Source organism: Halomonas sp. LC1, from assembly GCF_030247125.1.
Taxonomy (GTDB): domain Bacteria; phylum Pseudomonadota; class Gammaproteobacteria; order Pseudomonadales; family Halomonadaceae; genus Vreelandella.
This window is the reverse complement of sequence record NZ_JASSPG010000003.1, coordinates 18,434-32,969: the sequence shown is the minus strand read 5'-3', so window position 1 is coordinate 32,969 and position 14,536 is coordinate 18,434. Positions and strand designations below refer to the sequence as shown.

Annotated in this window: 13 protein-coding genes; 1 reads left to right on the top strand and 12 read right to left on the bottom strand. The window is 59.4% G+C overall.

Annotated features, from left to right (window positions below):
- Positions 1-28: 28 nt before the first annotated feature.
- Together QIT27_RS05850 and cysM are read right to left on the bottom strand one after the other, a co-directional pair.
- The gene (locus tag QIT27_RS05850; RefSeq protein WP_285263175.1) at positions 29-1,459 is read right to left on the bottom strand and encodes a TRAM domain-containing protein; all 1,431 of its coding nucleotides are present in this window, start codon (positions 1,457-1,459) and stop codon (positions 29-31) included.
- Positions 1,460-2,356, bottom strand: coding sequence for a cysteine synthase CysM (cysM, locus tag QIT27_RS05845; protein WP_253016073.1), 897 nt, complete (start codon positions 2,354-2,356; stop codon positions 1,460-1,462).
- A gap of 91 nt (positions 2,357-2,447) precedes the next feature.
- On the opposite strand from cysM, the gene QIT27_RS05840 reads away from it, so the two are divergent.
- Positions 2,448-5,153, top strand: a complete 2,706-nt coding sequence (locus QIT27_RS05840) for an ATP-binding protein (protein ID WP_285263174.1) — start codon at positions 2,448-2,450, stop codon at positions 5,151-5,153.
- 7 nt (positions 5,154-5,160) lie between these two features.
- Here the strand turns inward: QIT27_RS05840 and acpS are convergent, their stop codons facing one another.
- From acpS to QIT27_RS05790, 10 genes are all read right to left on the bottom strand, one after another.
- On the bottom strand, positions 5,161-5,538 hold the full coding sequence (gene acpS / locus QIT27_RS05835) for a holo-ACP synthase (RefSeq protein ID WP_285263366.1): 378 nt from the start codon (positions 5,536-5,538) through the stop codon (positions 5,161-5,163).
- A 1-nt stretch (position 5,539) separates the two neighbouring features.
- Entirely contained in the window at positions 5,540-6,361 is an 822-nt protein-coding gene (gene pdxJ / locus QIT27_RS05830) for a pyridoxine 5'-phosphate synthase (RefSeq protein WP_285263173.1), read from the bottom strand.
- A gap of 59 nt (positions 6,362-6,420) precedes the next feature.
- Positions 6,421-7,116 (bottom strand): DNA repair protein RecO, encoded by a 696-nt coding sequence (recO, locus tag QIT27_RS05825; RefSeq protein ID WP_285263172.1) that lies wholly within the window; start codon positions 7,114-7,116, stop codon positions 6,421-6,423.
- 8 nt (positions 7,117-7,124) lie between these two features.
- The gene (gene era / locus QIT27_RS05820; protein ID WP_159342481.1) at positions 7,125-8,024 is read right to left on the bottom strand and encodes a GTPase Era; all 900 of its coding nucleotides are present in this window, start codon (positions 8,022-8,024) and stop codon (positions 7,125-7,127) included.
- Positions 8,021-8,713, bottom strand: coding sequence for a ribonuclease III (rnc, locus tag QIT27_RS05815; RefSeq protein WP_044628375.1), 693 nt, complete (start codon positions 8,711-8,713; stop codon positions 8,021-8,023). Before rnc ends, era begins: the two co-directional genes overlap by 4 nt.
- A 64-nt stretch (positions 8,714-8,777) precedes the next feature.
- The gene (lepB, locus tag QIT27_RS05810) at positions 8,778-9,581 is read right to left on the bottom strand and encodes a signal peptidase I (protein WP_159342482.1); all 804 of its coding nucleotides are present in this window, start codon (positions 9,579-9,581) and stop codon (positions 8,778-8,780) included.
- Between the two features lie 15 nt (positions 9,582-9,596).
- Positions 9,597-11,414, bottom strand: coding sequence for a translation elongation factor 4 (gene lepA, locus QIT27_RS05805; RefSeq protein ID WP_153843674.1), 1,818 nt, complete (start codon positions 11,412-11,414; stop codon positions 9,597-9,599).
- Between the two features lie 187 nt (positions 11,415-11,601).
- The gene (locus QIT27_RS05800; RefSeq protein ID WP_285263171.1) at positions 11,602-13,014 is read right to left on the bottom strand and encodes a DegQ family serine endoprotease; all 1,413 of its coding nucleotides are present in this window, start codon (positions 13,012-13,014) and stop codon (positions 11,602-11,604) included.
- 66 nt (positions 13,015-13,080) lie between these two features.
- Positions 13,081-13,536, bottom strand: a complete 456-nt coding sequence (locus QIT27_RS05795; RefSeq protein ID WP_285263170.1) for a SoxR reducing system RseC family protein — start codon at positions 13,534-13,536, stop codon at positions 13,081-13,083.
- A gap of 2 nt (positions 13,537-13,538) precedes the next feature.
- Positions 13,539-14,498 (bottom strand): MucB/RseB C-terminal domain-containing protein, encoded by a 960-nt coding sequence (locus tag QIT27_RS05790; protein WP_285263169.1) that lies wholly within the window; start codon positions 14,496-14,498, stop codon positions 13,539-13,541.
- Positions 14,499-14,536: the final 38 nt, after the last annotated feature.

Sequence of the window (14,536 nt, the reverse complement as noted above, 5' to 3'; positions counted from 1 at the left end):
GCCACCAAAACTTGCTGCAAAGGGCAAACTAGCCCGCGTATTCAAACAGCATCAACGTTTCCATGTGGGCAGTGTGCAGAAACATATCTGCCACTGCGACGTGCTTGACGCGATATCCCGCATGCACAAGGTGTGCCGCATCCCGGGCCAGCGTGGCTGGATCGCAAGACACGTAAGCGATCTTCGCCACTTTTTGGCGCCCAAGCGCTTGGCAGACAGCCTCGGCGCCACTGCGCGGCGGGTCGAGCACTATCGCCTCGGCAGAGTGCTCGCGAAGCAGTGCTTTCACTGTCGCCGCGTCATTGAGATCCGCCTGCTGTGCGCCCACGCTCAGCCGATTCCGCGTTGCGTTGGCTGCGAGGCGCTCGACCATGGTGGCGCTGCCTTCCACGGCATGCACGCGGGCACCGGCAGCGGCTAGCGGCACGCTGAAGTTCCCCATTCCGGCAAACAGATCGAGCAGCTGCATTCCTGGTGCCGGTGATAACCATGCTACCACCTGCGCCACCATCTTTTGATTGACCTCGGCATTTACCTGCAAAAAATCACCGGGAGCAAACTGCAGCACCAGTTCGTCAGCGGCCTGCGCCGCGCTCACGCCCAACGCGCTCAACGAAAAGCGCTCTTCCAGTGCAGGCGCTGCACCATACCAGTGCAATAAGGGGGACTCCCGCCCCAACCAGGTGCCTAAACGCACTCCTTGTTGGTCTGCAAAGGCTTGCCAGCGCAGCCCATCCTGAGGCTGTTCTTTGAGCTGGCGAACCAGCACCACCGTAGCCTGGGCAGTGGCGAGCAGTTCAATATGGCCGACGGAACGCGGTGCTTCCAGCTCGGTCAGCAGTTGTTTCAAAGGGGCTATCAGCGACTGGAGCGACGGCACCAACACGTGGCATTGGTCGATGTCCACCAAGCGATGGCTGTTCGCCGCGCGAAACCCAAGCCGCACGGTCCCCTGGCCATCGACCTTGACACCCAAGCGGGCCCGGCGGCGATAGTGTTCGGACTGTCCGCTGATGGTCTCTACTGTCTCTAGCCTCAGGCCTTGACGCGCCATTAGCTCGCTGACGACTTCACGTTTGTGGGCACGCTGCGCATCGAGCGCCAAATGTTGTAAATCGCAGCCGCCACAGTGGCCGAAATGCGCACACGGCGGCTCTACGCGCTGAGGTGAGCGAGTCACTAACGTTTTGACATGCGCCTCATCAAAGCGCTTGCGAGTGACGTGTACGGCCACGTCGACCTGCTCTCCTGGCAGCGCGCGATCGACAAAGACGGTTTTACCCGCCGGATGATGTGCCACACCGCGCCCATCGTGAGCGAGACGCTCGATCACCAGCGGCGCGTCGGCATCCGTGGCGACAGACGGCTTGGCAGGCGCGCCGTTGCCGCTGGGTTGGCGCGCCAACCCAGAATGGCCCGAGGCCGGCCGTGGCGGCCGCCGCTTACCCAACATAGCCATTTATACCTCCGGGGCAAACAAGCCCGTGGAGAGATAGCGATCACCACGGTCACATACAATGAACACGATGACCGCATTTTCGGTTTGCTCTGCGATGCGCAGCGCACCTGCCAAGCTGCCTCCCGACGAAACACCCGCCAAAATGCCCTCCTCACGGGCCAATCGGCGCATGTGCGTTTCGGCTTCTTGCTGGCTGATATCGAGCGTGACATCCACCCGCGGCGCTTCGAAAATGGCCGGCAGATACTCCTGTGGCCAGCGACGAATTCCGGGAATACTGGCACCGTCGGCGGGCTGTAACCCGACGATTTGAATCGCGCTGTTTTGCTCTTTCAAGTAGCGCGATACGCCCATGATCGTCCCGGTCGTCCCCATAGAACTCACGAAGTGGGTCACCTCTCCGCCCGTTTGCCGCCACACTTCCGGCCCGGTGGTACGGTAGTGCGCCAGCGGGTTATCCGGGTTGGCAAACTGGTTCAGCGGCTTGCCTTCTCCTCGGGCAATCATCGCGTCGGCGATATCGCGCGCCTCTTCCATTCCACCCTCTTTGCTAGCGGAAATCAGCGTGGCGCCGTAGGCCGCCATGGCTTGCTTGCGCTCAGCAGAGGCGTTTTCTGGCATGATCAACGTCATCTTGTACCCTTTGATGGCCGCCGCCATGGCCAGGGCAATTCCGGTATTTCCCGAGGTTGCTTCGATGAGCGTATCCCCCGGGGCGATCTCACCGCGGGCTTCGGCTTCGCTCAGCATCGACAGTGCCGGGCGGTCTTTGACCGAACCGGCCGGGTTGTTACCTTCCAGTTTGGCCAGCAGCGTATTGTTCTTGCCAGCGCTGATTCGCTTTAGGCGAACCAAGGGCGTATTGCCGACCACATCTTCGAGCGTGGGATAATTCATCGAACATTCCTTATCGTAACCGTTATGCTGCATTATATCGGTGCTGCCTGTGAGTGGACAGGCAACCTTCCAGATTCGACGAGCTTCTTTCATGTCATTAAACACGCGCCTGCTGTTCGCTCTGCTTGGTTTTCCCTTACTCGTGTATGCCGTCATGGCGGTGCTATTGGTGCTTCAGAGTGAGCACACTGGCCGCAACGTGCTCGAAGACAGACTGACCAGCGCTGGCGAACTGCTGGCCCCCAGTCTGGGGAGCGCCATGACCGATGGCGACTTGCCGCGTTTGGAGACACTGGCCCGCCAGCTTTTGGAACATCGTGGCCTGCGGGCGGTGACGCTGTTCGACGAACAGGGCAACCGGCTGCTGGTACTGGGCCGTTCGATGCCGCCTCCGCCGCGCCTGCACGCCCCCGAGGCGACCACTCTCGCCAAAGAGGAGGATGTCTGGCGTCTTCAGGTGCCGCTCATCAGTGAAACAGTGGGCGGCACCAGCCGCGTCACCAACGGCTGGCTGGAAGCAGAGATGGACATCCGCGCGCTGACCCTGGAGCGCTACCGATTGATCGCCAGCTTGAGCCTCGGTGGCATGCTTCTCGGGTTGGTGCTGTTCCTGGTGGCCTTTGCGATCAGCCGATACGCCAGCCGCCCTATCGAAGAGGCCAATCAGGCCCTCTACCGCTTGTCTCGGGGCGATTACAGCTTGGTCATGTCCAACGCCAAGCCTACCGAGTTCAAGCAGTTGGCCAATCATATCAACCGGCTGGCCGAGCATTTCCAGCAAGCCCAGCGGGATATGCAGAGCCAAATCGAGCAGGCCACCAGCGAGCTGCAGGAGTCGATGGAGACCATCGAAGAGCAAAACATCAAGCTGGATCTGGCCCACCGCAGCGCGCTTCGCGCCAACGCCGTCAAATCCGAGTTCTTGGCCAACATGAGCCATGAAATACGCACACCGCTCAATGGCATCGTCGGCTTTTGCCGCCTGTTAGGGCGCTCCTCGCTGGATAGCCGCCAAAAAGAGTGGTTAGAGCACGTGCGGCGCGCCTGCGACAACCTGCTGATGCTGGTCAACGATGTCTTGGATTTCTCCAAGCTGGAAGCCGACCGGCTTACGCTGGAAGAAGTGGACGTCGATATCGTCGCCTTGGTGGATGAGATCATTGGCTTACATGCCCCCGAAGCGCAGCGCAAGCAGCTCCATTTGGTGGCCATGGTATACGACGACGTGCCCACGCCGTTATGTGGCGATCCGCTGCGCATTCATCAGGTGCTGAACAATCTGTTGGGCAATGCGATCAAGTTCACCACCGAAGGTGACGTGATCGTGCGTGTTATGCTGGAAAACCAGGAGGGGCAGCACGTCGTCCTGCACATCAGCGTCAGCGATACGGGCATCGGGCTAAGCGAAGAGCATCAGCAACAGCTCTTTAGCGCTTTTTCCCAGGCAGAGCCCAGCCATTCGCGGCAGTTTGGTGGCAGTGGCCTGGGACTCACCATTTGTCGTCAGCTCATTCAACGTATGGGTGGCGAGATCACCGTCGACAGCGAACTCGGCAAAGGCTCGACGTTCTCCTTCACTCTGCCGCTGTTAGCTCACCTTGCCGATGAACGCCCCCCCGAGCTGACGCTCGACGGTCCGATCATCCGTCTTCACGAACCGCACCTGCCTACCCGCAACGTGCTCGAACACCTGCTGGAGCGCTGGGGGGCGCGGCCGGTCTCGTTCATCGATGCGGGCAATGAATCACTGCTGATTTTGTGCCTGGCAACAGAGGACTTTAGCGAAGAGCGACGAGGATATTGGCAGTCGGTCATCGAACAGACGCCCTGCCCGGTGCTGGTTCTGGCCAATACCACCAGTTTCGATCTGCCCAGCTGGCCACTGCCTCACGGCGGCGAAATGCTGTGCAAGCCGTTTACCCGAGCACAGCTTGCCACGACCCTGCGACACCTGCTGCAGCCCCAGACGCTCAGCGCTCCTACCCATAGCTCCGTGGCGAAAGCGTTGCCTGCGCCGCGCTTGACGATTCTGATCGTCGACGACAACGCGCCCAACCGCGAACTGCTCAAAGCCATGTTAGAGAGCGAAACGATACGTATCGTGCTGGCCGATAGCGGCCATGAAGCGCTGGAGTTCGCCAAGCGCGCCACCGCTGACATGGTGCTCATGGATATTCGTATGCCCGGTATGGATGGCATTCAAACGACTCAGGCACTGCGGCGTATCGACAATAGCTGGGCACGCTGTCCCATCATTGCCGTCACGGCTCACGTTTTGAGTAACGAACGCCAGCAGTGGTTGTCCGAGGGACTGGACGACGTCATGGTCAAACCCATCGACGATGTCCAGCTTCAGCAGTTACTCCACCGCTTTTTAGGGGTGGTGCCTCCATCCTCTTCCCAAGAGGAAACGGCCTCCGCTCGCCCCTTGCACGCCCCTAGCGAGCCTCCCAGCTCGCTACCTGCCGTCGATTTGACGCTGGGGGCTCGCCTGGCAGGTGGCAAGGAAACGCTGGCCAAACAGCAACTGGTGCGGCTCATCGACAGCCTACCCGAAAGCGAACAGCACATTCGCAGCGCTTTCGCAGAAGGCGACTTGACGACGTTACTGGATTGGGTGCACGGCTTGAACGGTGCCAGCCGCTACTGTGGCGCCCCCGAGCTTGCGCTGCTGGTGGAAACTTTGGAAACACGTCTGCGCACCAGTGGACTGCGTCATGTGGAGACACTGCTAGACGAGTTATATACCGCCATGGCGCGGCTCAGCGAGGAGCGCGCCACGTTGGTGGCAGAGTGATGCGACGCTAGCGCTCCAGCACTACAAAGGCGACGGCGTAATCGGCTTCGTCGCTGAGGGTAATATGAGCCGCCGTGGCACCGCTGGCGTCAAATAGACGCTGCGCTTCGCCACTGAGCTTGAGACTAGGCTTACCCAGCGCATCGTTGAGTACCTGTATCTCGCTCCACTGCATGCCCTGACGAAGCCCCAACCCTAACGCTTTCACGAAAGCCTCTTTGGCCGCAAAACGTTTCGCCAGATAAGCCGTCGCCTGGCCTTTCGACTGCCAAGCACGCTGCTCGTCTGGCCCTAAGATACGCTGTGCAAAGCGGGGGCCGTGACGGGTCACGGCCTGACGAAAACGCTCAACCCGGGCGATGTCCGAGCCAATCCCGACGATCATGTTAGTGACCGCAGCAAGAGTGACCATCACCGTGATCGTGGTCATGGTCGTGCTCGTGAGCATCCAGGGCGGCCATCAAACCCGCTTCCTGCCCCGCAATGATCAAACGCTTCATATCCTGAACGGCGTCCTTCAATCCGACGAATAGCGCGCGAGCGATGATGGCGTGGCCAATGTTGAGCTCGTTGACGCCGGGTAGCGCGGCAATGGCTTCCACGTTGTGATAATGCAGACCGTGTCCGGCATTGATCACCAGGCCTAACGACACGGCATGCACCGCCGCCGCACTCAGGCGGTCATACTCAGCGTTGGCCTCGGCGCTCCCAGGTTTTGCTTCGGCATAAGCCCCGGTATGCAACTCGATGGTGGGTGCTCCGGCACGTTTGGCGGCGTCGATTTGCGCCTCGTCCGGGTCGATGAACAGCGACACATCGCAGCCCGCAGCCGCAAGACGCTGGCAGGCACTGGCGATCTGTTCGAAGCCCCCGACCACATCCAACCCGCCTTCGGTGGTCAACTCTTCGCGCTTTTCGGGCACTAAACACACGTGCGCTGGGCGCACCTCTTCCGCCAGCGCCAGCATCTCCTCGGTAACGGCCATTTCCAGGTTCATGCGCGTGTTGAGCACTTCCGCCAGCAGTCGAACGTCGCGGGGCTGAATATGGCGACGGTCTTCGCGCAGATGGACGGTAATGCCATCAGCGCCCGCCTCTTCAGCCAGCAGGGCTGCCTGGACCGGGTCGGGGTAGCGCGTGCCGCGGGCTTGGCGCAGCGTGGCAATATGGTCGATGTTAACGCCGAGTAAAATCCGTGGGGGGTGCATGAAGAACTCCAATCTGTGAATGGCAGTAGATGACGATTGCGGTCAGTGGTAACGGTAGCTTACGGGCGCTGGCGACGGCGGGCCAAATCCAGCATCAGTTCACGAGAACGTAGCGCGGTAGGCCCCAAATGAGGGGCCAATGCGGCCCGCATGACCGCTTTGAGCGCACTCGCTAAGCCTGTCGCCTGCCAATCACCCTGCTCGATGTAGCGTAAGGTGCGCCCTTCGATACCTTGCTCTGCGGCCATGAACGCGCGGCTATTCGCATCAAAACGGTAGCGCTGATGTGGGTCCAGCGCCCCGCCGTCGGGGGTGCAAAACCGAGGCGTAGCGTCGAGCACGTCCAAAAGCGCCCATTCATAGCGCCTCAGCGCCAGTCCCCGCTCAGCAGGCACCGGTAGTGCGTCGAGCAGCGCGCTATAGAAGGCGAAGACATCGGTGGCGTTCAGTTCGAGGGGCAGTAAACGGGTAGCAATTTCGTTGGCGTATAGGCCGCAAAGCAGACCTTCGCCCGCCAGCAGCGCGGTGTGCCCACGGGACTCCATCAACGTGAGGCGCTTCAGTTCTCGATCTCCCCGCCAGGACACGAACAGCGGGGTAAACGGCTGCAGCCGCTGGCGAGATTTCGATCCGGGGCGCTGGCCACCGTGGGCCACCGCCCGGATGCGGCCATGATTGAGCGTCAATAAATCGACCAGCGCGCTGGTTTCACGGTATGCCCGACGGTGCAGCAGAAACGCAGGCTCGGCGGTCATGGTCGCACTCAATCGAGATCGTAACCCAGGCTCTTCAGCGCTCGCTCGTCATCCGACCAGCCACGCTTCACCTTCACCCACAGGTTGAGCATGACTTTGGTGCCCAGCGCACGTTCCATATCTAGACGCGCTTCACGGCCAATGCTCTTGATCCGATCGCCGTTCTCACCGATCAGGATCACCTTCTGCCCCTGGCGCTCCACCAAAATCAGCGCGCTGATATGGGTGACGCGCTCGGTTTCGCGAAACTCTTCGATCTCGACCGTCATCTGATAAGGCAGCTCGTCGCCTAACTGGCGCATGACTTTTTCACGTACCAGCTCAGCCGCCATGAAGCGCAGGCTCTTATCGGTGATTTGGTCTTCCGGGAAGAAGTGAATGCTCTCCGGCAGGTGCTTGGCGACCTCTTCTTCCAGCGTCTCGACTTGGGTGCCGTGCTTGGCGGAGATGGGCACCACGGCGGCAAATTCGCGGCGCGCTCCCACATCTGCAAGCCAGGGCAGCAGGTCGCCTTTATCCTGAAGGCGGTCGACCTTGTTGACGGCCAAGATGACCGGCGCCTTCACATGCTCCAAGCGTTTCAGGACGGCTTGATCTTCGTCCGTCCAGCGGGTGCGGTCGATGATGAACACGACGCAGTCGACATCGCGAAGCGCTTGCGTCGCCGCTTGGTTCATGAAGCGGTTGATGGCTTTGTTGCGATCCTTGGACATGATGTGCATGCCCGGCGTATCGACGTAGATGAACTGCGTTTCATCGACGGTTTTGATCCCCATCACCTGGTGGCGCGTGGTTTGCGGCCGCCGTGACGTGATCGAGATTTTCTGCCCCAGAATCCGGTTCATGAGGGTTGATTTGCCTACGTTGGGTCGGCCAACGATGGCCACGAATCCGCAGGTTTGGCTCATGATTTGTCTCCAGGGGGTTGTTCGAGGTAGGACAATGCTTCTTCCGCGGCCTGCTGTTCAGCGTGGCGGCGGCTGGGGCCTTTACCAGTGGTATGCTCGCTTAGCAGCTCGATGTAGCACTCCACGGTAAAGGTCTGGGCATGCGCCTCTCCCTTCACAGAGACCACTTCATAGCGCGGCAGCGCCGCTTGGCGCGACTGCAAAAATTCTTGTAAGCGGGTTTTGGGATCTTTCTGGGTATCTTGCAGCGAGATGTTTTCCAGACGCTCGGCGTACCACGCCAGCACACGCTCGCGGACGGCATCCATACCGGCATCCAGATAAATCGCGCCGATCACGGCTTCTACGGCGTCCGCCAGAATCGACTCGCGGCGATGTCCGCCGCTTTTCATTTCCCCGGACCCAAGCCGTAGGCACTCGCCAAAGGCCATTTCGCGGGCCAGCTCGGCCAGGGTCTGGCCTTTGACCAACCGAGCGCGCAGGCGGGAAAGTTGCCCTTCCCGCGCCTGGGGAAACCGCTGAAACAGCGCTTCGGCGATGACGAAATTGACGATGGAGTCACCTAGAAATTCCAGGCGCTCATTGTTGCGACCACCGTAGCTGCGATGGGTCATGGCCAGTTCCAAAAGCGTTGGGTCGCCAAAGGTATGGCCGATTCGTCGGCAAAAAGCGGTTAAGGAATTACTCACAGTACTCCTACGTCATTGACGTTAACTAAGATAACCACACTAACGGTTTGTACATTATGCTGGTTCATTCGATACGCCGTACGCTGGTGAAACTGGGAAGACCACCATCCCAGTGCATCCAGACCGCAAAGGCGCGCCCTACGATGTTCTCTTCGGGCACGAAGCCCCAGTAGCGACTGTCGTTGGAGTGGTCGCGGTTATCCCCCATCATGAAGTAATGGCCTTCGGGCACGACCACCTCGCGCATTTGCGGGCCTGGGTCACGGGGATTGTTGTAGATGAAATGGCTGACTTCCCCCAACTGCTCCTCAAGCAGCAGCTGCTGAGGCGACAGCGCGGGCCCTTCTTCGATCAGCGCTTTGGCAATGGGCTCACCATTGACGTAAAGCTGCTTGCCCTCGTAGCGAATACGGTCGCCGGGCAGACCCACGACGCGTTTGATGAAATTCACCGATGGCTCTTCGGGAAAGCGGAACACCATGACATCGCCTCGCTCTGGATCGTCCACTTCCAAGAAGCGATGATGAACGACCGGCAGACGCAGTCCGTAAGCGAATTTATTCACGAGAATAAAATCGCCCACTTCTAACGTGGGCTTCATGGAGCCGGAAGGAATCTGAAACGGCTCGATGATGAAGCTGCGTACCACCAGCACGACCAGCAAGACAGGAAAGAACGAACGGGAGTAGTCAACGGGCCACGGCTCTTTTAAGAGCTTCTCCCGCGTCGGCGCATCCAAGCCTTCCATGGTGGCTTTTTCCGCCTTGGCCACACGCTCACGGCGCTTTGGCCGAAGCACCAGCACATCCAACAGGTAAATGGCCCCGGAGAGCGCAACGGCGAGTACCAGTAGTAGTGAAAAATCCATGTGGGGTTCGTATCCCTAGTCGTTAACCTTGAGCACAGCAAGGAAGGCATCCTGGGGAATTTCGACACGCCCCACCTGTTTCATCCGTTTCTTACCGGCCTTCTGTTTCTCTAGCAGCTTTTTCTTACGGCTAACGTCGCCGCCGTAACACTTCGCCGTGACGTTTTTACGCAGCGCCTTCACCGTGGAGCGGGCCACGACTTGGCCACCAATCGCCGCCTGGATCGCGACGTCGAACATTTGCCGTGGGATCAGCTCTTTCATCTTTTCCACCAGCAAGCGACCGCGCGAGTGGGCATGGTCACGGTGAATGATGACCGCCAACGCATCGACTTTGTCGCCGTTGATCAAGACATCCAGACGTACCAGCTTCGCGGCTTCGAAACGTTCGAAGTTGTACTCCAGCGAGGCGTAGCCACGAGAGATGGATTTTAAACGGTCAAAGAAGTCCATGACCACTTCGGACATGGGCAGCTCGTAAGTAAGCTGGATCTGATTGCCCAGGAACTGCATGTCGAGCTGGGTACCGCGGCGCTGCTCGCACTCGGCGATGACGTTGCCGACGAATTCCTGCGGCACCAGAATGCTGGCCCGCACGATGGGCTCACGCATCTGCTCCACATCGGCCATGTCGGGCAGTTTGGAGGGGTTGGAGACATACTGAATGTCGCCATTCTTCATGGCCAGCTCGTACACAACCGTCGGCGCAGTGGTGAGCAGGTCCAGATCGTACTCACGCTCCAGACGCTCCTGGATGATCTCCATGTGCAGCGTACCGAGGAAACCCACGCGGAAGCCGAAGCCCAGCGCATCGGAGTTTTCCGGCTCATACTCCAGCGACGCGTCGTTGAGAGCCAGTTTTTCCAGGGCATCGCGGAAGTCTTCGTAATCGTCTGCGCTGACCGGGAACATACCGGCATAAACCTGAGGCTTCACTTTCTGGAAACCGGGGAGACGCGGTACGTCTGGCGTCTTGGTATGGGTAATGGTATCCCCCACCGGCGCGCCGTGAATCTCTTTGATCCCGGCGACGATAAAGCCAACCTCACCGGCGCGAAGAATATTGGTCTCTTTGCGCAGCGGTGTGAAGATACCGACTTCGGTGGCGTTCCAGTCGCGACCCGTCGACTTGATACGGATCTTGTCGCCTTTGCGCAGCGTGCCGTCGAACAGGCGCACCAGCGACACGACGCCCAGGTAGTTATCGAACCAGGAGTCGATGATCAGCGCTTGCAGCGGTGCTTCAGGGTCCCCCTTGGGCGGCGGAATGTCACGCACCAGCCGTTCGAGCAGCTCGTTGATGCCGATACCGCTTTTTGCCGACACTTGGCAGGCATCCGTAGCATCCAGGCCGATGATCTCCTCTACCTCCTGAGCAACCCGGTCCGGGTCGGCCTGGGGCAGGTCGATCTTGTTCAGAACGGGCAGCACTTCTAGGCCCTGTTCGATGGCGGTGTAACAGTTGGCCACCGACTGCGCTTCCACCCCTTGTGCCGCATCGACGACAAGCAGCGCCCCTTCACAGGCGTAGAGTGAGCGCGACACTTCGTAGGAGAAGTCGACGTGCCCTGGCGTGTCGATGAAGTTGAGCTGGTAGACCTGGCCATCGGCAGCGGTGTAGTCCAGCGTCACCGACTGCGCTTTGATGGTAATGCCCCGCTCACGCTCGATATCCATGGAGTCGAGCACTTGCTCCTTCAGCTCACGTTCTGTCAAACCGCCACAGGTCTGAATCAAACGGTCAGAGAGCGTCGATTTACCGTGGTCGATGTGGGCAATGATGGAGAAATTGCGAATATGCTTGAGCTTTCCGCTGGAAACGTCATGAGACATCGAGTGTGTTCTGCCTTATTGGTACGCAAGCGTAGGTGTTGCGGCGCTGGGCCGAAGGGCGAAAAACGGAAACCGCACCACTGCATTGCCAAAGTTCATCAAAAGATAAGCGCTATTGTAGCGATATGCGCGGGATAGGAACAGCAGTCCGGCGAGAACCGCCGGACTGGAGGGAGTGGCGTACAGATTATTCGAGGCGAAGCGCGACGAATAGAGAGCGACCATCGCGATACAAACGCACTGGAATCGCCCGATCGTTAGGCAGCGCTTCGACGATACGCATTAGCTCGTCCGCCGATGCGACACTGCGATGGTCGATACTCACCAGGATATCGCCAGCGCGAAGCCCTGCCTGCGCCGCAACGCTGTCCGGCTCGACCTGACGCACCTCAACGCCGCCATTGATCCCCAAACGCTCACGGGTGGCTTGGTCGATTTCTGCAACGGCCACGCCCAAGCGCACTTGATTGTCGCTGCCCGATGCCGAAGCGGACGCTTGCATATCTGGCCATCTACCCAGCTCGACGGTTTCCGATACCTGCTCGCCATCACGCATCAGCGTGAGCTCGACATCGTCTCCCGGTGCCACGCGACCAATCAGACGGGGCAGCGTGCTGGAGCGATCCACTTCTTCGCCGTTGACTTCGAGGATCACGTCACCTGCTTGCAAACCACCTTGAGCCGCCGGTCCTTCTGGGTCTAAATCGGCAATCAGTGCTCCAATCGCTTCACTCATACCGAACGACTCGGCCAAGTCCTGCGAGACGGGTTGGATCATCACGCCCAGCCAACCGCGATTCACGCGACCGTCTTCACGAAGTTGATCAGCCACATCCATGGCGACGTTGATGGGAATGGCGAACGAGAGCCCCATGAAGCCGCCACTACGGGTAAAGATTTGCGAATTGATACCGATGACTTCGCCTTCCAGATTAAACAGCGGGCCACCGGAGTTGCCGGGGTTAATGGCGACATCGGTTTGAATGAACGGCACGTAAGCATCACGCGGCAAGGTGCGGTTGATCGCGCTGACGATCCCTGCCGTCACCGAGTGATCGAACCCAAACGGAGAGCCAATGGCCGCGACCCACGCCCCCACTTTCAACTCGTCGGAATCGCCCAAATTCAGCACCGGCAAGTTATTGGCGTCGATTTTCAGCAGCGCCACATCGGTTTGCGCATCGCTACCAATCAGTTCGGCGGGCAATTCACGACGGTCGTTGAGGCGCACTAGAATTTCATCGGCATCCTGCACCACGTGCGCATTGGTCATCACATAGCCATCGGCACTGATGATGAACCCCGAGCCGAGCGATTGGCGCTCTTGACTACGACCACCGCCGCCGCCACTGCCGGGAGGCGTGGGAAAGCTATCGCCAAAGAAGTGACGGAATATTTCGGGGATTTCCTGATTGCCAAACCCCTGTAGGGCCGGGCTTCGCTGGACCGTTCGACTCGTGGAAATATTGACGACGCCCGGGGCGGCGTCTTCTACCAGCTCAGTGAAATCGGGCAGCGTTTGCGCATGGGCATGTTGGCCGATCAAGAACATCGCGACCAAGCATATCCATAGTGTCGAGGGGAGAACCAAGCGCTTCATGCAACAGCTCCTAGTCAAGCAGATACGAAACGAAGGGAGTGCAACTCTTAGCGAGCTACGGAACAACTAACTGACCAAGCGCGGCCGGAAGCGTTCCATCCGCCCGCGCATTAGGTATTTAAGGGTCAATACGCTGCACATCAAGGTACCAAAGAACAGCATCACACCTAGCCATTCACGCCCTCCAAGCAGCGAGGCCAACCCTGCCGCCAGCATCGCCAGGAACAGCGGCACGGCATAGATCAACAGCGTTAGGTGGCTGACTTGATGCTTGGGCAGCGCAATCGTGACGGTGCTACCTAAGGGATACGCTGCGTGGTGTGAAAGGGGCGAGGGGGAAGGAAGTACGGTGATGCGCTGCTGTTGGCGGCGGGCTAGTAGCCCCATGCCGCAACCACGTCCCTCGGCGCACTGCTGACAAGCGTTACCCAGGGAGACATCGACGATCACCCCGGTCTCGGTATGCCCTACCACACTGCCCGTTCTGAATAGCGACTCGCCTCCAGTGTCAGAGTGTGCCATGGCTAGGGCGCTATACGGACGGATTGCACGATACGCTGCAGCATATCTGGCGGTAGTTCACCAACACCGACCAGCTGCCAGCGCTGCTCACCCTCGGACACCAACGAAATCGCTGCCGTGGAGACGCCCAATCGGTGCACGCCCTCTTCGAGCATGGGTTGCTCGACAGGGCTGACGAAGAGACTCACCGCTGCCAAACCATCGCTATAGACCCGTTGATTCGTGACCGCTTGCCCTGGCTCCTGTGGTTGGGCAATGAAGCCCTCGGGCAGCCAATCGACTTGCCATGAGTGAGACGGACGCTCGGTGCTCACATCACCAGCGACATTGCCCTCATAAAGCGAAGGCGACTGAAGCTGGGTAATTTGAAAGGTTTCTAGTACACGCTCTTGGTGGTCACTCATGACATGCTTGAGCAGTAGTCCTGTCGATTTATCGACCCACCATGCGTGCAGATAACGCTGCTGATCGCGAGGAGAAAAACGCAGCTCTACCGCGTCACGTCCAGCGACACGCGCATTGTCTTGGAGGGAAATATCATAATGAGAGGCGACGTGTTCCGCCCAGGCTTGCGAGGCGCTGAGCTCGCCACCCTCTTCGGGGGTAAAACTCGCCATATAGCCTGCAATGGAGCGGCGCTCGATACTGACGGAAGGCCCATCCAAATGCTGTACGACCTGCTGACGCACGCCCTCTCGAATGCGATGGGATAGCGCCAGCGTTCTGACACCCAGCGCATCAATGGTGACCGCACGTGCCTGAAAATCATAGCAGTGCCCTGCCACCATGCTACGCGCTAACCATGCCTGGGCAGAGTCGGGCACCGAATCGTCGGCAACGGCCGAACAGGCAATGGCGGGCTGCGCATCCGCGTTGACCGAGGAGGGAGCCAGGCTTACAACGACCAGCCCCCACGCCAACGCCAGCGGGACTCCCCAAAAGCTTTTTCTAGCAGTCGCCATACCGATCAAACAGCCTCTTACGTCACGATGAGGTTCAA